This window comes from Pseudothauera lacus, assembly GCF_003034845.1.
Classification (GTDB): Bacteria; Pseudomonadota; Gammaproteobacteria; order Burkholderiales; family Rhodocyclaceae; genus Pseudothauera; species Pseudothauera lacus.
In genome coordinates this window covers 70,367-90,254 of record NZ_PZKC01000005.1, presented here as the reverse complement: position 1 = coordinate 90,254, position 19,888 = coordinate 70,367, and the positions used below count along the sequence as shown (strand labels likewise).

Below are 19,888 nucleotides of genomic sequence, written 5' to 3'. Positions count from 1 at the left end.
GCGCTCAGCGCGCGGCGCCTGAAACGGCTGCTTCGAGCTGGGCGGGCGGCAGGTAGCCGCCGATGCGGGTGCCGTCGGCAAGGAACATCGTTGGTGTGCCGCTGATGCGCAGGCTCTGCCCGAGCGCAACGTTGCGATCCACCACGCTGCTGTCGCAACTGGCCGCGGCCGGCGCCTTGCCGTCGATGGTCCAGTCGTTCCAGGCCTTCGCACGGTCGCCCGCGCACCAGATGTTGCGCGACTTCTCGGTGGAGTCGGCACTCAGGATGGGGTACAGGAAGGTGTAGATGGTGACGTTGTCCATCTGCACCAGGTCCTTGGCGAGGCGGCGGCAGTATCCGCAGTTGGGATCCTCGAAAGTCACCAGCACGCGCTTGCCGTCGCCGCGGACCTGCTTGATCGCCTGATCGAGCGGGAGGATGCTGAAATCGATTGCGGCAAGCTCGTTGAGACGCGCCTGGGTGACGTTCTGGCGGCTGCGGGTATCGATGACGTGGCCGTCGATGATGAAACTCACCCGCGCATCGGTATAGATCAGCTCACCGTTGTCGAGCACCACTTCGTAGAGACCGCCGTAACTGGTGCGTTTCACCGACTCGACAACCGGCTGGCCAATGAAGGCCTCCATGGCCCTCTTGACGGCGTCTTCGGACGCCTGGGCGGCACTGGCGCCGAGCACGGCGGCGGCGATGATGGCAGGGCGGAACAGCTTGCGGGGCATGAAGGATCTCCGGAGTTCAGAAGCGCCCGTTGACCGCGTAGCGGATCAGGGCATTGCGTACGACAGGCAGGGCGTTGGTGAGGTTCAGTCCGGTGTTGCGCGCCGCTGCCAGCAGGGGGTTGCGGGTGTTGAAGAGGCGGTTCAGGGCGTGGGTGGTGTACTGCATCAGCAGGGGTTCTTCGGCACGCTCGCGGGCATAGGCGCGGAGGACGGCAAGTTCCCCTGGATCGCGCCACTGTGGCAGCCCGCCCAGCACGCCGGCAAGTGCGCGGGCGTCCTGAAAGCCGAGATTGATGCCATGACCGGAGAGCGGATGAATGGCGTGCGCGGCATCGCCAATGAGCGCCATGCGCGGCGCCACCGTGCGGGCCACGCGCATCAGGCGCAGCGCAAAGCCTTGCGCCGGGGTCAGCAGCTCGAAGGCGCCGAGGGCATGGTCGCCAGCCTGGGCGACGCGCTCGCACAAGGCTGCCGCATCAAGCGCCAGCAGCTCCTGAGCATGCGCGTCGGGGGTGGACCACACCATCGAGACGAGATTGCCGGGCAGCGGCAACCAGGCCAGGATGCCGTCGTCACGAAACCACTGGAAGGCGGTATTGCGGTGCGCCTGCCCGCAGCGGAAATTGGCCACCACGCCCATCTCCTGATAGGGCGTAAACCGGGCCTCGATCCCCGCCTGGCGGCGCACCCAGGAGTTGGCGCCGTCAGCGCCCACCACCAGGCGCGCGCGCAACCTGCGCCCGTCCTCCAGGGTCAGGGTGGCACCGCCGTCGTCGCAGGAAAGCGCCTGCGGCACCGCCGGACACAGCAGGGTGACGTTGTGCTGGCGCTTCAACGACTCCCACAGCTCACGCTGCATGAGCCCGGCTTCGAGAATCCACGCCAGCTCGCCCAGCCCGCTGTCGTAGGCGGAGAAATCCAGGCGCCCGCCGCCGTCGCCGAACACCGCCATGTCGTGCACCGCGCAGATGCGCGCAGCGTCCAGATGCTGCCAGACTCCCAGCGTGCGCAGGAAGTCCACGTTGGTCGGGCTGACCGCATACACCCGCGCATCCCAGCCGTCACTGCGCTGCGGCGGACGCGACTCGACAACCGCCACCGACAGCCGGCTGGCGCGCAGCGCGACTGCCAGGCTGGCGCCGGCCAGGCCGCCGCCGACGATGACGAGGTCGAAACTGTCATTCATGCGGCGAACCCGTCAAAGACCTTGCGCGCCGCCGCGACGGTAGCGGCGATCTCGGCCTCGCCATGCGCAGCGGAAACGAAGCCGGCCTCGAAGGCCGAGGGCGCGAAGTAATGCCCGGCGTCGAGCATGGCATGGAAGAAGCGGTTGAAACGCTCACGGTCGGAAGCCATCACGTCGGCAAACGACGCCGGCACCGCGGCGCTGAAATACACCCCGAACATGCCACCCAGCGCATCGGCGCTGAATGTGATGCCGGCCTCGCGTGCCGCATCCGCCAGACCGTCGACGAGCGCACGGGTACTGGCCGCCAGTTGCTCGTAGAAGCCGGGCGCGCGGGTCAGCTGCAGCGAAGCCAGCCCGGCAGCCACCGCCACCGGACTGCCCGACAGGGTGCCGGCCTGATACACCGGCCCCAGCGGCGCGACCTTCTCCATGATGTCGCGGCGCCCGCCGAAGGCGCCCACCGGCATGCCGCCGCCGATCACCTTGCCCAGCGTGGTGAGGTCCGGGGTGATGCCGTAGAGGCCCTGCACGCCCTGCGGGCCGACGCGGAAACCGGTCATCACCTCGTCGAAGATCAGCACCGCGCCGTACTCGGTGCACAGCCGGCGCAGCCCTTCGAGGAATCCGGGCGCGGGTTTCACCAGGTTCATGTTGCCGGCTACCGGCTCGACGATGATCGCGGCGATCTCGTCGCCGCGCGCCTTGAACCGCTGCTCGACACCGTCGAGGTCGTTGTAGTCGAGCACGACGGTGTGCCTGGCGAAGTCCGCCGGCACGCCGCCGGAGGACGGGTTGCCGAAAGTCAGCAGGCCGGAGCCAGCCTTCACCAGCAGGCTGTCGGCGTGGCCGTGGTAGCAGCCCTCGAACTTGACGATCGCATCGCGCCCGGTGAAGCCGCGCGCCAGGCGGATCGCGCTCATCGTCGCCTCGGTGCCGGAGCTGACCAGACGCACCATCTCCATCGACGGCAGCAGCTCGCACAGCAGTTCGGCCATGTCGACCTCGGATGCGGTCGGCGCACCGAAGGACAGCCCCTTCAGCGCCGCCTCGCGCACCGCCTCGACGATGGCCGGGTGCGCATGACCGGTGATCGCCGGCCCCCACGAGCCGACGTAGTCGATATAGGCCTTGCCGTCGGCGTCCCACACCCGCGCACCCTCGGCACGGGCGATGAAGCGCGGCGTGCCGCCCACCGAGCGGAAGGCCCGTACCGGCGAATTGACACCCCCCGGAATGGTTTTCTGGGCGCGCTGGAAAAGGGCTTCGTTTCGGCTGTTCATGGTTCCTGCTCTGCTTGCGGTAAAAGTCCGTCATTGTCGCCCCGCGGCGTGCGGGGGTCCACACCTGCCACGGCGGAGAAGAGCACTCCATAGGCCGCTGCGCGCGCGCTCGCATCGGCGGCGCCGAAGACGTCGCTGATCACCGCCAGCAGATCGGCGCCCGCATCGAGCAGCGTCGCGGCATTGGCGACGGTAATGCCGCCGATCGCCGCCACCGCCACGCCCAGTTCGTCGCGCGCACGCTGCAGCAGGGCCAGCGGCGCGCGTACCGCGGCAGGCTTGGTGGGCGAATCGAACATCGCCCCGAAAGCGACGTAATCGGCCCCCGCGCGTGCACCGGCCTCCGCCCGCCACCACTCGTCATAGCACGACACGCCAATGATCGCCGCGGCGCCGAGGCGCTCGCGCGCGCCAGCCACATCACCGTCGTCACGACCAAGATGGACGCCGTCGGCGCCGATGGCGTGGGCCAGTTCGACGCTGTCGTTGACCACCATCGGCACCCCGGCAGCACGGCACAACGCCAGCACCGCCGCCGCCTGAGCTTGCTGCCGCGCACCGGCGAGGGCCTTGTTGCGGTACTGCAGGAGCGCCGCGCCGCCCGCCAGCGCGGCACGCACGCGAGCATGCAGCCGGCTGTCGTCGGCATCGTCGGGAGTAATCAGATAGAGACCGCGCAAGCGCGGCTCAGTGCGCATCGTCATCCTGCGCACGGGCCCAGAAGAAGCGGTCCGGAACGGCCGGCCCCATGCCCGGGCGGAAGGCCGCCGCCAGCGCCTGCCAGGTGAACTCCTGCGCCTCGCGCACAGCCTCGGGCACGCTCATGCCGTGTGCCAGAGCCGCCGCCGCCGCCGCGGAGAGCGTCGCCCCGGCGCCGAGAAAAGGACCGGGCAGACGCTCCCAGGCATCGGTGCGCACCACCCCTGCACTGCCCAGCAACTGGTTGACCACCTGCGGCCCCGGCTGCCCGGCGCCGGTGATCAGCACATACTCGGTACCCAACGCCAGCAGCCGCGACGCAGCCTCCTGCGCAGAAAGCGGAAACTCGGCGTCATCCCCGCCGGGATCGTCCCCATCGTCCCAGTCGCCGGCAGCCAGGCGCAGCAGCTCGTCGCCACTGGCCACCAGCAGCTTGACCTGCGGCAACACCAACTCGACCAGCGCCGCCACCATGTCCTCGGCCTCGCCCTCGTCGACCGGGCCGCCAGCCAGCGCCGGCTCCAGCACCAGCGGCACATCGGGATAGTCGGAGAGTATCTCCGCCACCGCAGCGACGTTCTCGACGCTACCGCACATGCCCAGCTTGAAGGCCTGCACCGGGATGTCCTCGAGGACCACGCGAGCCTGCAGCATGAAGGCGTCGGCATCGAGCGCGACGAGCTCCTCGATGGCGCGGGTGTCGCGCACGCTCACCGCGGTCATCACCCCCAGCGGATGGCATCCCATGCTGCCGAGGGTGAGAATGTCCGACTGCAGCCCGCCGCCGCCGGTGGCATCGCCGGCAGCAAAACACAGGACCACGGGCGGGAAATCGGGCGGGGAGGTCGGCATGATGGCGACGCAAACCGCGCCAACACTGGCGCAGCGGGCGAAATGGGTTTAGATTTGGCGCATTTTACAGCCAATCCATTACCGCACTACGCCGCCCGATGGCCGACACCGAATACAAGACCTGGATGTGCCTGATCTGCGGCTTCATCTATGACGAAGCTGCAGGACTGCCCGCCGACGGCATCCTTCCCGGCACGCGCTGGGAAGACATCCCGCCGAACTGGACCTGCCCCGAGTGCGAAGCCCGCAAGGAAGACTTCGAGCTGGTCAGAATATGACGCCGGCGCAGCCGCTGACTGCCCGAATGATGTATGCTTTGCGTCGCGCCGGAATCGTGGCGCGGCGAAATAAACCGTGAGGAATGACACCATGGACCTGACCGGACTAAAGGTGATGGTGATTGACGACAGCAACACCATCCGGCGCAGCGCCGAGATCTTTCTCGGCCAGGCCGGCTGCCAGGTGCTGCTCGCCGAAGACGGTTTCGACGCCCTGTCGAAGATCACCGACCACCACCCCGACGTGATCTTCGTCGACATCATGATGCCGCGCCTGGACGGCTATCAGACCTGTGCGCTGATCAAGAAGAACACCCGCCTCGCCGCCACCCCGGTGATCATGCTGTCCTCCAAGGACGGCCTCTTCGACCGCGCCCGCGGACGCATGGTGGGCTCCGACGAATACCTCACCAAACCCTTCACCAAGGACAGCCTGCTCAAGGCGGTGGCCACCCACGCCCCGCGCCAGGCAAGCTGACCCACCGCAACCGGAGACAGGAATCCGCACGATGCCGATCAAGAAAATCCTCGTCGTTGACGACTCTCCCACCGAACGCCTGGCGATGACCGAACTGCTGGTCAAGAACGGCTACGAGGTCGCCACCGCGGACAGCGGCGAAGACGCCATCGTCAAGAGCAAGAGCGAGACGCCCGACCTCATCCTGATGGATGTGGTGATGCCGGGCATGAACGGCTACCAGGCCACCCGCACGATCTCCCGCGACGAAGCCACCCGCGCCATCCCCATCATCATGTGCACCAGCAAGGGGCTGGAAACCGACCGCATCTGGGGCATGCGCCAGGGCGCCTACGACTACCTGGTGAAGCCGGTCGACCAAGCCGAACTCCTCGGCCGCATCAAGGCCCTGGGCTGACGCAATGGCCAAGCGGATCAGTCTGCGCGAGTTTCAGGAAAACCTGTCGCGGCGGCTCGCCGCGGCCCAGAGCGGGCAGCGCCGTGCCCTGCTGGGCGTGCAGGCCGGCGACGAGAACTGGCTGGTCGACCTCGCCGCCACCGGCGAGATCCTCCCGGTGCCGGCGCTGGCCAGCGTTCCCCTGACCCGCCCCTGGTTCAACGGCGTGGTCAACGTTCGCGGCAGCCTCTACGGCGTGGTGGACTTCTCCGCCTTCCACGGCGGCGCTCCCATTCCCCCGGCGGGCCATGCCCGCCTGCTGCTGATCGGCGCCAAGCTCGGCGTCAACAGCGCCATCCTGGTATCGCGCGCGGTCGGCCTGCGCACCCCGGAAGACTTCGAGGCCGACCGCGGCGAGGCCGATCCCCGGCCCTGGGTAGCGCAGCGCCTGCGCGACACCCAGGACCGGCTGTGGCTCAAACTCGACGTACCGAAACTGCTTGCACAACCCGTATTTCTCGACGCTGGCATTGATTAACGCACGGGCCGCAACGGGCCCGACAGGCATACACCCCTTTGTGGCGGAGCACGCGACATGGCATTGAAGCTTCCCGAGCTTTCCTTCGGCAAGAAGAAAAAGGCGGCCCCGGCCGACATTCCGAGCGATACCACCATCCTCGAGTCCAGCGCGCCACCGCCGCGCAGCGCCGCCGCCGGCAGTGCAGCCCAGGGCGAGCGCCCGGTCACCGAGCGCATCCGCAACCTCGGGGTGATCTTCGCGCTGCTCGTCGTGGTCACCGCGGCCCTGCTGATCTACCAGGGCCGGCAGACCACCCATGCCACCACCTACGTGGCCGCAGCCGGTGAAATGCGCATGCTCTCGCAGCAGATCGCCAAGGCCGCCCAGCTCTCGCTGCAGGGCAACGCCGAGGCCTTCGGCGAACTGCGCCAGGCCAGCACGCGCTTCAGCACCCTGCTGCGCGCCCTCACCCAGGGCGGCGAGATCGACGGCACCGCCGTTCCTGCCAGCCCGGCCGGCACCCAGGATGCCATCCAGGCCCTTACCGAAGTCTGGCGCAAGACCGAGCAGGACACCGGCCAGCTCCTCAGCGAACAGCAGAACCTCATCACCCTCAACCAGTCGGTTGACACCATCAACGCCCAGAACGCCCTGCTCCTCGACCTTTCCGAGCAGGTCGCGGCGCTGAAGCTGCTCGCCGGCGCGGGCTCCCGCGACATCGCCACCGCCAACCGCGCGGTGATGCTCACCCAGCGCATGGCCAAGAACGCCAACGCCCTGCTGGTCGCCGACGCCATCGACCCGGAAGTGGCCTTCCTGCTCGGCAAGGACACCAACACCTTCCGCGAACACCTCGCCCAGCTCGTGCAGGCCGGCGGCGACGGCGAGACCCGCGCCCGTCTCGCCGAGCTCGAGCAGACCTCGCGCGAGACCCTCGAGGCGGTTTCCGGCATCCTCGGCAACATCCAGCTGCTGGTGCAGGCCAAGCAGGCCGGTTCGCGCATCTTCCGCGACTCCACCACCCTGCTCGACCGCACCAACGGCCTCGGCGACGCCTATGCGCAGACCTTCCGCGGTCTCAACCCGGCCACCCTGCTCGCCGTGCTCACCGCCCTTGCCGGCATCGCCGTGCTGCTGATGATGGCCAAGGCCTACAGCGACGACCTCGCCGGCCGCCGCGCCGAATCCGAACGCCAGCGTCTGGCCGCCGAGGGCGAGCGCAACCAGACCCAGCAGGCCATCCTGCGCCTGATGAACGAGATGGGCGACCTCGCCGACGGCGACCTCACCATCCGCGCCACGGTCTCCGAAGACATCACCGGCGCCATTGCCGACTCGGTGAACTACACCATTGAGGAACTCGGCGTGCTGGTAGGCCGCATCAACGACGCCGCCACCCGCGTGACCGCGGCCACCGAATCCGCCCAGCGCACCTCCACCGAGCTGCTTGCCGCCACCGAGAAACAGGCCCAGGAGCTGAAGGAGGCCGGCAGCACCGTCGAGCAGATGGCCGAGTCGATGAGCCAGTCCTCCGAGCGCGCGCTGCAGTCTGCCCAGGTGGCACGGCGCTCGCTGGAATCGGCGCGCAAGGGCGCCGACGCGGTGGAGAACACCATCCGTGGCATGAACGACATCCGCGAGCAGATCCAGGAAACCTCCAAGCGCATCAAGCGCCTCGGCGAATCCTCGCAGGAGATCGGCGAGATCGTCGAACTGATTTCCGACATTACCGAGCAGACCAACGTGCTGGCGCTCAACGCCGCCATCCAGGCCGCCTCGGCCGGTGAAGCGGGTCGCGGCTTCACCGTGGTTGCGGAAGAAGTGCAGCGCCTCGCGGAACGCTCCGCAGAGGCCACCAAGCAGATCGCGGCGATCGTGAAGACCATTCAGACCGACACCCAGGACGCCGTGGGCGCAATGGAAACCGCCACCCGCGACGTGGTCGAGGGCGCCCAGCTCTCCGACGCCGCCGGCCAGGCGCTCGCCGAGATCGGCCAGGTGTCGATGGAAGCCGCCCGCCTCATCGAACAGATCTCCACCGACACCCAGCGCCAGGCTGCCACCGCAACCACCGTTGCGGAAGCCATGAAAGGCATTCTGGGGGTCACCGAACAGACCACCCGCAGCACCCAGCAGACCGCCGTGTCGATCGGCGAACTGGCCGACCTCGCAGTGGAACTGAAGGGCTCGGTATCGGGCTTCAAGGTCTGACCGAACCAAGGCAAGAGACCCGCACATGACGCACCCCACCGAACTGGATCTCGGCCCGCTCACCTGGGTCAAAGGCGAGATCGACCTCTCCCTGGGTCGTGCAGCGGAAGCGCTGGACGAGGCTGCACAGGCGGAAGATGCGGGCAGCCGCATCCAGTTCGCCCAGAACCATCTCCACCAGGCGCGCGGGGCGCTGTCCATAGTCGGCCTCGACGGCCTGACCCACTTCGCCGATACCCTCGACCAGCTCCTCGGCAGCGCCGCACGCGCCGAAATCACTGTCGACGGTGCCCTGCTCAGCCTCGGCAGGCGCGCACTTGCCGCCATCGGCAACTATCTCGAAGAACTCGTCCACGGCGCCGCCGACCAGCCTTTGCGCCTGGCCGGCCTGTATGCCGAGTTGCTCGCTGCCCGTGGCAGCGAGGGCAGCGCCGCGGACCTCTTCTTCCCCGACCTGTCACTGCGCCCGAAGCGCCGCCCGCCGCCGCTCGACCTCGACGAACGCCGCTTGCGCCGCCGCCTGCGCCGCCTGCGCACGCACTACGAGCAAGGCCTGCTGGGCTGGCTGCGCAACCCTCAGGACAAGGCCGCGATCACCGCCATGCGCGAAGCGGTAACCGGCATCGAACAGGTTCTCCCGGGCGCCCCCGCGCGCGCGCTGTGGTGGGCCTCGCTGGCCCTGCTCGACGGCCTCGCCGCCGGCACGCTGGCCTCGGAACCGCCCATCCGCAAGCTCTGCGCCCAACTCGACGCCCAGCAGCGCCGCACCCTGGGCGGCTCCGCCGCGGTGCCCGACCGCCTGATGCGCGAACTGCTCTACCACGTCGCCTGCATACCCGCGAGCACGCCCCACCAGCAGGCCGTGCGGCGCACCTGGTACCTCGACGCCCTGATGCCCGAGCCCGGCGCCACGGTCAGCGATGCGCCGCTCGCGCCCCTGCTGCAGAGCCTGCGCACCCGGCTCGGACAGGCCAAGGAGACCTGGGACGAATTCACCACCGGCAGCGCCAGTGCGCTGCCGCGCTTTGAACAGCAACTGCACGACGCCCTCCAGGAAGCGCCGCAACTCGGCCGCCCGGCCTTCGTGCGCCTGCTCGACGGCCTCGACAGCTGCGTGCAATGGCTGCGCAAGGATCCCCTGCAGCTCAACGAAACGCTTTCCATGGAGGTCGCCACCGCCCTCCTGCTGGGCGAATCGGCCCTGGAGCGCGGCGGTCCCGACGCGGCCTTCTCCGGCCAGGTTGCCGACACCATCAAGCGCCTTGCCGCCTTCATCCGCGGCGAAGCACTGGAGGCCGCAGAAACCTCGGCAACCACCCTCGGTGCGCGGCGCAACCAGGAGCGTGACGCACTCGCCCAGTTGTCGCGCGAGATCCTCTCCAGCCTCGCCCACGTCGAACAGACCCTCGACGACTTCTTCCGCAACAACGACAAGCGCGCCCCGCTCGCCACCCTCGCCGGCCCCCTGCACCAGATCGAAGGGGCACTGACCCTGCTCGGCGACGACGAAGCCATCGCCCTCCTCCACGACGCCGCGGATACCATTGCCGGCTTCGCCGCCGACAGCGAAGCCCCGCCTGCCGGTGCCGCCGAAGACCTTGCCCACCGCCTCTCCGCCCTCGGCTTCTATATCGAGGCCCTGCAGCATGGGCCGGCGCGCCTGGCGCGCTTCCTCGACCCTGACGCCGAGGAGGTCATCGAGGAAGCTCCCGAGGAAGAAGAGGATTTCCTCGACCTCGCCGTACCCGCTGCGACCGGCCACACCGCCGCCGACACCCCCGCGGCGGAGGCTGCCGTCGCCCCTGCCCAGGCACCTGCCGACGCCTTCGCCGACGACGGCGAGGATGACGAGGACGACGGCGAAGGTCCCGCCCTGGTCGGCCTCGACCGCGACGACTTCGAGGCCGAGCCGGCCCCCGCGCCGCTCGACCTGCCCGCCCGGGCGCCCGACACGCAGCGCCTGATCGAGGCCAGCGAAGAAGAGATCGACGCCGAACTGCTGGAGATCTTCATCGAGGAGGCCCACGACGTGCTCGCCTCCATCGACGAGCACCTCGAGCTGTCGCGCACCGAACCCTCCAACACCGAATACCTCACCGCCATCCGCCGCGGCTTCCACACCCTCAAGGGCAGCGGCCGCATGGTCGGACTGCGCGAGTTCGGCGAAGCCGCGTGGGGACTCGAGCAGACCCTCAACCGCTGGCTGCAGTTCGAGTGGGCACCCACTCCCGCCCTTCACCACCTCGTCGACGCCGCCCATCAGACCTTCTCCGAATGGGTCGCGCAACTCGAAGGCGGTGGCGCGCACGGTTACGATGCCAGTGCCGTGCTGGGCGAAGCCGAGCGCCTGCGCAGCACCGAGGAACCGCTCAGCGAACCCGGCACCCTGCCTTCCGCAGCGCCGCCCGAAAGCCCGGCTGCGAGCTCCGCCGCCGTGCCGCCGGAGGAAGACCCGGCGCTGGTCGCCACCACACTGGCCTTCGACCTCGACCTCTCCGAGGACGGCGAAGTCCTGCCGGTCGCCCACGAGCAGCCCGACAGCGGCTTCCTGCCGGCCGAAACCTCGCTGGAGATCGAGGAGTTCCTCGACGAGGACGAGCCCCCCCCCTCCGCACCCGAGCCCGTGCCGGAGAGCATCGATTTCGACCTCTCCGGACCTGATGTCGCCCCCGCCACTGAACCCCCTGCCACCGAGCAGGCACCTGTGGCCGAGGCAGCGCCGGCAACGGCTGCGGAGAGCGACGAACTGGCTGCATTGCCGACGGCGACGGTCGACTTCGAGCTCGACTTCCCTGAACTCGACGCCAACCTGCCCGCAGCCGGGATCGAAACGGCGGAACCTTCCGAGCAGCCGGCAAGCGTTGCGGACGACCTCGGTGTGGATATCGCGCTGGCCGAAAGCGCCGCGCCGGCCGACGAACTGCCCGCCCTGGCGGAAGTCGACGAGTCCCCCATCGCACCGCCCGCAGACCCCGGAGTCGCCGAACACCCCAACGAACTGCCCGAGCTGCCCGCGAGCGCTGCCGCAGCGCCCACGGCAGCGGAGACCTCCGCTGCACGCGAAGCTGAGGCCGAAGACGGCGGCACCGATGAGCACCCCGAGCAGCCCGAAACCTCCTCTGCAGTCGGGATTGCAGCCGATGAAGCGGTCGACATGCCGCCGTCCGAGGGCGACTACGTGCGCATCGGCGACAGCGAGATCTCCCGGCCGCTGTTCGATCTCTACCTTGCCGAAGCCGCCCACCACATTTCCGTCCTGCACCAGGAATTCGACCGCCTGCAGGCCAATCCGACCTTGCCGCCGCCCGAGCCGGCGGTACGCGCCGCCCACACCCTGGCCGGCATTTCCGGCACTGCGCGCCTTGAGCCGCCGCATCTGCTCGGCCGCGCAATGGAGCACGCCCTGGCGCGCTGCCGCGACCAGCAACATGCCCCCAGTGGCGAGCAGACCGCCCTTCTGCGCAGCGCCCTCGACACCCTGGAGGCGATGGTCGCCGAGGTCGCAACGCGCAGCCTGCCGCTGCCGGTGCCTGAACTCGCCGAGCAGCTGGAAGCCATTGGCCGCTACCCGCTGAGCGAGGAGCCCGCGCTCAGCGCCGAAGTCCCCGCACCCGCAGCAACGCCCGCCGCCGAAGCGTCGGTGGTCGACACCGTGACCTCCGCGGCGGCGGCGCCGGTGGTCGAAAGCGAACCTGCGGCACCGGTGCACGACGAGATCGACGCCCAGCTCCTGCCCATCTTCCTGGAGGAAGGCGGTGAGCTGCTCACCGGCCTGCACGCCGCGCTGCGCGCCTGGCGCGCCGAACCCGGCAGCGCCGAGCACCCGCACAGCGTCGCCCGCCAGCTCCACACGCTGAAGGGCAGTGCGCGCATGACCGGGGCCATGAACCTCGGCGAACACGTGCACCAGATGGAGTCGCGCTTCGAGAGCCTGCGCAAGGGCGCCGCCGACCCCGGCGCCCTGATCGACGAACTGGTCGCCGGTCTCGACATCGTCGAACAGAGCATCGACATCCTCGCTGGCGGCGGCATCCCCGCTGCAGCGGAAGCCGCGCAAGGACCCGCCGAGGACACAACCGCCGCCGCACCGGCAACCGCCATCGAAGTCGCTGCCGAGCAGGAGGCCGCCGCCGGCAGCGCCATGCTGCGCGTGCGTGCCGACGCGGTCGACAGCTTCGTCAACCAGGCCGGCGAGATCGGCATTGCGCGTACCCGCATCGAAGGCGAACTGCGCACGCTGCGCCGCTCGCTGCTCGACCTCACCGAGAACGTCATCCGCCTGCGCAACCAGCTGCGCGAAGTGGAGATCCAGGCCGAAGTGCAGATGCAGTCGCGCATTGCCCAGGCCGAAAGCCACCATGCCGAGTTCGACCCCCTGGAGATGGACCGCTACACCCGTCTGCAGGAACTCACCCGGATGATGGCCGAGAGCGTCAACGACGTCACCACGGTGCAGCAGAACCTGCTGAAGAACCTCGACGGCGCCGACGTCGCCCTGCACAGCCAGGCACGCATGTCGCGCGAGCTGCAGCAGGCGCTGATGCAGGTGCGCATGGTGCCTTTCGACAGCCTCGCCGACCGCCTCTACCGCATCGTCCGCCAGAGCGCCAAGGAACTCGGCAAACGCGCCAACCTCGACCTGCGCGGCGGCCGTATCGAGCTTGACCGCGGCGTGCTGGAGCACATGGTCGCCCCGCTCGAGCACCTGCTGCGCAACTCGGTGGCCCACGGCATCGAGGACGCCGACAGAAGGCGCAGCGCCGGCAAGGACGAGATCGGCGAGATCACCCTGACGGTGAAGCAGGAAGGCAACGAAATCGCCATCGAGCTCGCCGACGACGGCGCCGGTCTCGACTTCGAGCGCATCGCCGAGCGCGCACGCGCCAACGGCCTGCTCGGTGCCGACGAACAGGCCGACGAGAAGCGCCTCACCAACCTCATCTTCGTCCCCGGATTCTCCACCGCGGGATCACTGTCGACGATCTCCGGACGCGGCGTCGGCATGGACGTGGTGAAATCGGAAACCGCTGCTGCCGGCGGACGCATCGACGTCTCCAGCGTTCCCGGCAGCGGCACCCGCTTCCGCATCTACCTGCCGCTCACCCTCGCCGTCACCCAGGCCCTGCTGGTGCGTGCCGGACAGCGCACCTACGCCATCCCGTCGAGCATGATTGCCCAGGTGCTGGAGCTCAAGGCCGCCCCGCTCGCGGCGCTGGTCGAAGCAGGCGGCACCGACTGGCAGGGCGAGCACTACAGCTACCGCTACCTCACCCGCCTGCTCGGCGACAGCCACGCGGAACCGGAGGTGCAACGCTTCAACTGGGTGCTGCTGCTGCGCGCCGGCGCCCAGACCCTGGCGCTGCACGTCGATGCGCTGCGCGGCAACCAGGAAATCGTGGTCAAGAATGCCGGTCCGCAGATCGCCCGCCTGGTCGGCGTTTCCGGAGCCACGGTACTCGGCGACGGCGAGATCGTCCTCATCCTCAACCCGGTGGCCCTGGCCAGCCGCAGCCTGGGCGGCAGCCCCGCCGAGGACGGCAGCCTCATCGGCGGCAGCCCGGCACCTGCAGCGGCGCGCATCCCCACCATCCTGGTGGTCGATGACTCGCTCACCGTGCGCAAGATCGCCAGCCGCCTCCTCGAACGCGAGGGCTACCAGGTGCTCACCGCCAAGGACGGCGTCGATGCGCTGGAGAAGCTGCTCGACACCGTGCCCGACGTCATCCTGTCGGACATCGAGATGCCACGCATGGACGGCTTCGACCTGGTACGCAACATCCGCGCCGACGAACGCACGCGCAAGGTGCCGGTGATCATGATCACCTCGCGGCTGGCAGAGAAGCACCGCCGCTACGCCGAGGAAGTAGGGGCCAACCACTATCTCGGCAAGCCGTATCAGGAAGAGGAGCTGCTCGCCCTGCTGGCCGGCTATACCGGACGCAGCTGAACGGCGGCACAGCAGCGCGGCGGGGCGCCGGCAACGGCGCCCCGCTTCCTTCAGTCTGCGCCCTTGACCACCCCGTAGCGCGCCAGGGTGCGCTGACGCGCCTGTGCATGATCGACCACCGGGGCCGGATAGTCGCGCCCGATGCGCACCCCGGCGGCGGCCTGGGCGCCGGCATCCATCAGCCAGGGGGCGTGGATGTGGCGGGCCGGCACAGCGGCCAGTTCGGGCAGGTAACGGCGGATGAAGCGCCCCTCGGGATCGAAGCGTTGCGACTGGGTAAGCGGATTGAAGATGCGGAACCACGGCTGCGCGTCACAGCCGGTGGACGCCGCCCACTGCCATCCGCCATTGTTGGCGGCAAGGTCGTAGTCGTTGAGCAGGCGGGCGAAATGGCGCTCGCCAAGGCGCCAGTCCAGCCCCAGATCCTTGCACAGGAAGGAGGCCGTGACCATGCGCAGGCGGTTGTGCATGTAGCCGCTCTGGGCGAGCTGGCGCATCCCCGCATCAACCAGCGGGTAGCCGGTGCGCCCTTCCTGCCACGCCTCCAGCAGTGCGGGGGCCTCGTCCCAGCGCACGGCATCGTACTGGGGGCGGAAACTGCGCGTCAGCACATGAGGGTGGTGCCACAGGATCATCTGGTAGAACTCGCGCCAGATCAGTTCGTTCAACCAGCAGCGCGCCCCCGCGCTGTCATGGGCGCGCGCCGCGGCAACCAGTTCGCGGATCGATACCGTCCCGAAGCGCAGGTGCACCGACAGATAGGACACCCCCCTGCGCGCCGGAAAGTCGCGCGCCTCCTGGTAGGCGCCGATGCGAGCGAGAAAATCGCCAAGCAGCCGGCGTCCCCCCTCCACGCCCGCAGGCAGGTCGAGCGCACCGAGGTTGGTGGCGGTGAAGCCGAGCTCGTCCAGCGCCGGCAGACGCTCCCCCGCCGGCAGCGGCGCCAGCCGCGCGGCCCGCGCGGCGACCGCGTGGGGGCGCAGGTCGTCGTCGCCGAGGCGCTTCAGCCAGGCCTTCGCATAGGGCGTGAAGACGCTGTAGGCCTGGCCACTGCCACTGAGCACCTCATCGCGCTCGAAGATCACCTGATCCTTGAAGTCGCCAAAGGCGATGCCCTGCCGCAGCAGTGCCGCGGCCACACGGCCGTCGCGCTCAAGTGCCGCAGGCTCGTAGTCGCGGTTGCACAGCACCGCCTGCGCACCGAGATCCACGGCCAGGCGCGGAATCTCCTCGGTGGCGAAACCATGGCGCACCAGCAGGCCGGCATGCGCCACCCCGGCGCCCTCGCCAAGGGACCGCAAGGCGGCATCGAGCGCCTCGACACTGCGCAGGATGAACTCCACCCGCCGGTCGGCACGCGTCTCCAGACCATCGAGAATCTCGCGGTCGAAGATGAAGGCGCAGTACACGCGCCCGAAGGCCGCCAGCGCATGGGCCAGGGCGGCATGATCGTGGGCGCGCAGATCGCGCCGGAACCAGACCAGGGCAGTTTTCTCGATTGTCTTCGACATCGCGCAGTACGGGGCAAGCTTCCACCGCCACCGTCATCAACAAGGGCGTAAAATGATGCCATGAGCGAGATCACAGCGAACCTCACGCATCACTTCCTGATCGCCATGCCCAACATGGTCGACCCCAATTTCGCCCGCACCCTGACCTACATCGCCGAGCACAACGATCAGGGCGCGCTCGGCATCATCGTCAACCGCCCCATCGACATGACCCTCGGTGCCCTCTTCGAGCGCGTCGAACTGCCGCTGCTCGCCGACGGCTTTGCCGAGCAGCCGGTGTACTTCGGCGGTCCGGTGCAGACCGACCGCGGCTTCGTGCTGCACCGGCCTGCCGGCGAATGGCATTCGACACTGCGCATCAGCGATGAGCTCGCCCTCACCAGCAGCCGTGACATCCTGCAGTCCATCGGCACCACCGGTGAACCCGCAGAGGTGCTGATCAGCCTGGGCTACGCCGGCTGGGCCGCCGGGCAGCTCGAACAGGAGCTCGCCGACAACGCCTGGCTGACCGTATCGGCAGACATGGCGGTGATCTTCGAGTTGCCGCCAGAAGAACGTCTGGCTGCGGCAATGCAGCGCCTGGGCATCGACTTTGCCAACCTCAGCGACGTTGCCGGGCATGCCTGAAGGCACGTTGCCAGCCCGCGGCACCCTGCTGGGTTTCGATTTCGGCACGGCGCGCATCGGCGTCGCCGTGGGCGAGATCGAAACCGGCCATGCCGCTCCCCTCACCACCATCGCCGAAGAGGCCAACGCCGCGCGTTTCGCCGCCATCGGCCGCCTGATCGACGAATGGCGACCGGTGGCGCTGGTGGTCGGCCTGCCCACTGCGCTGGACGGCAGCGCTCACGACATGAGCGCGCGTTGCCGGCGTTTTGCCAACCAGCTGCACGGCCGCTTCGGCCTGCCGGTCAGTGCGATCGACGAACGCCTGAGCTCGGCAGAAGCCGAAGAGCGCCTGCGCGAAGTCGGCATCGGTCGCTGGCAGGCACGCAAGCCTGTGCTCGACGCCGCCGCCGCACAGATCATCCTGCAACACTTCCTGGACGCACACCGACATGTCAAACCTTGATGCAGAAGCCCTCTGCGCGCAGCTCATCGAACAGATGCGCCCGCAGGTCAGTGCCGACACCGCCCTGGTCGGCATCCATACCGGCGGCGTGTGGCTTGCCGAACGCCTGCACCTGGCGCTCGGCCTGAAGCAGCCGCTGGGTGCCATCGACGTCTCCTTCTACCGCGACGACTACGGCTCCAAGGGCCTGCACCCGCAACCCCAGCGCACCGAGATTCCCTTCAACGTCGAGGGCGCGCACGTGATCATCGTCGACGACGTGCTGTACACCGGCCGCACCACCCGCGCTGCGCTCAACGAACTGTTCGACTTCGGCCGCCCGGCCTGCGTCGAGCTCGCCGTGCTGGTCGACCGCGGCGGACGCGAGCTGCCGATCGGCGCACGCTACTGCGCCCACACCCTGCCCCAACCCCTGCCCGCCTCGCAGAGCCTGCAACTGGAACGCGCCGAGGACGGTACCTTCGCCCTGAGGTTGATCGATGCGTGACCCCCAACTGAACAAGCACGGCGAACTGCAGCACCTGCTGACCCTGGACGGCCTGCCGCGCGAGATCCTCAACGCCATCCTCGACACCGCCGCGCCCTTCACCGAGGTCGCCGAACGCGAGGTCAAGAAGCTGCCGCTGTTGCGCGGCAAGAGCATCTTCAACCTGTTCTTCGAAAACTCGACGCGTACCCGCACCACCTTCGAGATCGCCGCCAAGCGCCTCTCCGCCGACGTCGTGAATCTCAACGTGTCGACCAGCTCCACCGCCAAGGGCGAGAGCCTGCTCGACACCGTGGACAACCTGTGCGCGATGCAGGCCGACATGTTCGTCGTCCGCCACGCCGCCAGCGGCGCCCCGGTGCTGATCGCCCAGCACCTGCAGAACACCGGGCGCGACCACATCCACGTCATCAACGCCGGCGACGGCCGTCATGCCCACCCCACCCAGGGGCTGCTGGACATGTACACCATCCGTCACTACAAGCGCGAGTTCACCAATCTCACCGTGGCCATTGTCGGCGACGTGCTGCACTCGCGCGTGGCGCGCAGCCAGATCGGTGCGCTGCGCACCCTGGGCGTGCCGGAGATCCGCGTCATCGGCCCCAAGACCCTGCTGCCCACCGCACTCGAACAGTTGGGCGTGCGCGTCTTCCACGACATGCGCGAGGGCCTGAAGGACGTGGACGTGGTGATGATGCTGCGCCTGCAGAACGAACGCATGAACGGCGCCCTGCTCCCCACCCCGCAGGAGTTCTACAAGGTCTGGGGGCTCACCGCGGAGAAGCTCGCGCTTGCCAGACCGGACGCCATTGTCATGCACCCGGGACCGATGAACCGCGGCGTGGAGATCGACTCCGCCGTGGCCGACGGCGCCCAGGCGGTGATCCTGCCGCAGGTCACCTTCGGCATCGCGGTGCGCATGGCGGTGATGAGCATGCTGGCCGGACAATAAGCAAGGACGCAGAACGCCAATGAGAATCCAGATTGCCAACGGCCGGGTGATCGACCCGGCAAACCAGCTCGACAGCGTCACCGACCTGTTCATCGCCGACGGCCGCATCCTCGCCCACGGCCGCGCACCGGACGGCTTCACCGCCGCGCGCGTGATCGACGCCAGTGGTCTGGTGGTGTGCCCCGGCCTGATCGACCTCGCCGCGCGCCTGCGCGAACCCGGCTTCGAGTACCGCGCCACGCTGGAATCCGAAATGGAAGCGGCGATGGCCGGCGGCGTCACCAGCCTGGCGATTCCGCCCGACACCGACCCCGCGCTGGACGAACCCGGCCTGGTCGAGATGCTGTGCTACCGTGCCAAGAAGCTCAACCGCGCGCACATCTACCCGGTCGGTGCGCTCACCATCGGCCTCAAGGGCGAGCGCCTGTCGGAGATGGCCGAACTGGTCGAGGCCGGCTGCGTGGCCTTCAGCCAGGCCAACGTGCCCATCGTGGACAACGCCGTGCTGATGCGCGCCCTGCAGTACGCCGCCACCTTCGACTTCCGCGTCTGGCTGCAGCCCATCGCCCCCTTCCTGTCGCGCGGCGGTTTTGCGCACGACGGCGAGTACGCCAGCCGCCTGGGCCTGCCGGGCATCCCGGTAGCCGCCGAAACCGTGGCCCTGTACACCTACCTGCAGCTGGCACAGGCCACCGGCGCACGCCTGCACATCACCCGCCTGTCCTCGGCCGCGGGCCTGCGCCTGATCGAGCAGGCGCGCGCCGACGGCATCGACGTGAGCTGCGACGTGTCGATCAACCACCTCCACCTGTGCGACCGCGACATCGGCCACTTCGACGCCAACTGCCACCTGGTGCCGCCGCTGCGCAGCGATACCGACCGCGACGCGCTGCGCGCCGCGCTCGCCGACGGGCGCATCAACGCGCTGTGCTCGGACCATACCCCGGTGGACGACGACGGCAAGCTCACCCCCTTCTCCGAATCCGAGGCGGGCGCCACCGGCCTGGAACTGCTGCTGCCGCTGACCCTGAAGTGGGCGCGGGAAGCCGGCGTTGCACTACCCACCGCGCTGGCGCGCATCACCACCGACGCCGCACGCATCGTCGGCATCACCAAGGCGGGCCACCTGGCCCCCGGCGCGCGTGCCGACGTCTGCGTGTTCGACCCTGCGGCGAGCAGCGCAATCAACCGCCAGACGCTCAGGAGCCAGGGCAAGAACACCCCCTTCCTCGGCCAGGAGCTGCCCGGACGGGTGCGCTACACCCTGGTCGAAGGCCAGGTGATGTTCGACAGCTGAAAGATGGGCTGCGGCGGG

Annotated in this window: 17 protein-coding genes; 11 read left to right on the top strand and 6 right to left on the bottom strand. The window is 68.9% G+C overall.

The genetic code is table 11. The features are described 5' to 3' along the window. Window positions 1-4 precede the first annotated feature (4 nt). Genes C8261_RS07535 through thiD form a run of 5 tightly spaced genes read right to left on the bottom strand, consistent with a single transcriptional unit; the run spans window position 5 to window position 4,741 of the window. Window positions 5-721 (bottom strand): DsbC family protein, encoded by a 717-nt coding sequence (locus C8261_RS07535; protein ID WP_107493058.1) that lies wholly within the window; start codon window positions 719-721, stop codon window positions 5-7. Window positions 722-737: 16 nt separating this feature from the next. Continuing rightward, a complete protein-coding gene (locus C8261_RS07530; protein ID WP_107493057.1) occupies window positions 738-1,907 on the bottom strand; it encodes a UbiH/UbiF family hydroxylase in 1,170 nt (389 codons plus the stop codon). Beyond that, window positions 1,904-3,190, bottom strand: a complete 1,287-nt coding sequence (gene hemL, locus C8261_RS07525) for a glutamate-1-semialdehyde 2,1-aminomutase (protein ID WP_107493056.1) — start codon at window positions 3,188-3,190, stop codon at window positions 1,904-1,906. Before hemL ends, C8261_RS07530 begins: the two co-directional genes overlap by 4 nt. Then, window positions 3,187-3,894 (bottom strand): thiamine phosphate synthase, encoded by a 708-nt coding sequence (gene thiE / locus C8261_RS07520; protein ID WP_107493055.1) that lies wholly within the window; start codon window positions 3,892-3,894, stop codon window positions 3,187-3,189. Before thiE ends, hemL begins: the two co-directional genes overlap by 4 nt. Continuing rightward, window positions 3,878-4,741, bottom strand: a complete 864-nt coding sequence (gene thiD, locus C8261_RS07515) for a bifunctional hydroxymethylpyrimidine kinase/phosphomethylpyrimidine kinase (protein WP_181358879.1) — start codon at window positions 4,739-4,741, stop codon at window positions 3,878-3,880. The genes thiE and thiD overlap by 17 nt, the downstream gene beginning before the upstream one ends. Window positions 4,742-4,866: 125 nt before the next feature. Between thiD and C8261_RS07510 the strand changes: the two genes are divergently transcribed. From C8261_RS07510 to C8261_RS07485, 6 genes are all read left to right on the top strand, one after another. Continuing rightward, window positions 4,867-5,019 carry a rubredoxin gene (locus C8261_RS07510; RefSeq protein WP_219905165.1) on the top strand — a complete coding sequence of 51 codons (153 nt, stop codon included), beginning with the start codon at window positions 4,867-4,869 and terminating at the stop codon, window positions 5,017-5,019. Window positions 5,020-5,110: 91 nt separating this feature from the next. Then, complete coding sequence (gene pilG / locus C8261_RS07505) at window positions 5,111-5,497, top strand: twitching motility response regulator PilG (RefSeq protein ID WP_107493053.1); 387 nt, start codon at window positions 5,111-5,113, stop codon at window positions 5,495-5,497. Between the two features lie 31 nt (window positions 5,498-5,528). Next, the gene (locus tag C8261_RS07500) at window positions 5,529-5,894 is read left to right on the top strand and encodes a response regulator (protein WP_107493052.1); all 366 of its coding nucleotides are present in this window, start codon (window positions 5,529-5,531) and stop codon (window positions 5,892-5,894) included. A 4-nt stretch (window positions 5,895-5,898) separates the two neighbouring features. Beyond that, a complete protein-coding gene (locus C8261_RS07495; protein ID WP_107493051.1) occupies window positions 5,899-6,411 on the top strand; it encodes a chemotaxis protein CheW in 513 nt (170 codons plus the stop codon). Between the two features lie 57 nt (window positions 6,412-6,468). Further along, on the top strand, window positions 6,469-8,604 hold the full coding sequence (locus C8261_RS07490) for a methyl-accepting chemotaxis protein (RefSeq protein WP_107493050.1): 2,136 nt from the start codon (window positions 6,469-6,471) through the stop codon (window positions 8,602-8,604). Between the two features lie 25 nt (window positions 8,605-8,629). Continuing rightward, window positions 8,630-14,551, top strand: coding sequence for an Hpt domain-containing protein (locus C8261_RS07485; RefSeq protein ID WP_107493049.1), 5,922 nt, complete (start codon window positions 8,630-8,632; stop codon window positions 14,549-14,551). Between the two features lie 50 nt (window positions 14,552-14,601). Here the strand turns inward: C8261_RS07485 and C8261_RS07480 are convergent, their stop codons facing one another. Beyond that, the gene (locus C8261_RS07480; RefSeq protein ID WP_107493048.1) at window positions 14,602-16,062 is read right to left on the bottom strand and encodes a cryptochrome/photolyase family protein; all 1,461 of its coding nucleotides are present in this window, start codon (window positions 16,060-16,062) and stop codon (window positions 14,602-14,604) included. Window positions 16,063-16,122: 60 nt separating this feature from the next. Between C8261_RS07480 and C8261_RS07475 the strand changes: the two genes are divergently transcribed. Genes C8261_RS07475 through C8261_RS07455 form a run of 5 tightly spaced genes read left to right on the top strand, consistent with a single transcriptional unit; the run spans window position 16,123 to window position 19,870 of the window. Beyond that, entirely contained in the window at window positions 16,123-16,689 is a 567-nt protein-coding gene (locus C8261_RS07475; RefSeq protein WP_107493047.1) for a YqgE/AlgH family protein, read from the top strand. Continuing rightward, complete coding sequence (gene ruvX, locus C8261_RS07470) at window positions 16,682-17,134, top strand: Holliday junction resolvase RuvX (protein WP_107493046.1); 453 nt, start codon at window positions 16,682-16,684, stop codon at window positions 17,132-17,134. The genes C8261_RS07475 and ruvX overlap by 8 nt, the downstream gene beginning before the upstream one ends. Next, a complete protein-coding gene (gene pyrR, locus C8261_RS07465; RefSeq protein WP_107493045.1) occupies window positions 17,121-17,621 on the top strand; it encodes a bifunctional pyr operon transcriptional regulator/uracil phosphoribosyltransferase PyrR in 501 nt (166 codons plus the stop codon). The genes ruvX and pyrR overlap by 14 nt, the downstream gene beginning before the upstream one ends. Further along, complete coding sequence (locus tag C8261_RS07460; RefSeq protein ID WP_107493044.1) at window positions 17,614-18,573, top strand: aspartate carbamoyltransferase catalytic subunit; 960 nt, start codon at window positions 17,614-17,616, stop codon at window positions 18,571-18,573. Before pyrR ends, C8261_RS07460 begins: the two co-directional genes overlap by 8 nt. Window positions 18,574-18,592: 19 nt before the next feature. Continuing rightward, window positions 18,593-19,870, top strand: a complete 1,278-nt coding sequence (locus C8261_RS07455; protein ID WP_107493043.1) for a dihydroorotase — start codon at window positions 18,593-18,595, stop codon at window positions 19,868-19,870. The last annotated feature ends 18 nt before the right edge of the window (window positions 19,871-19,888 follow it).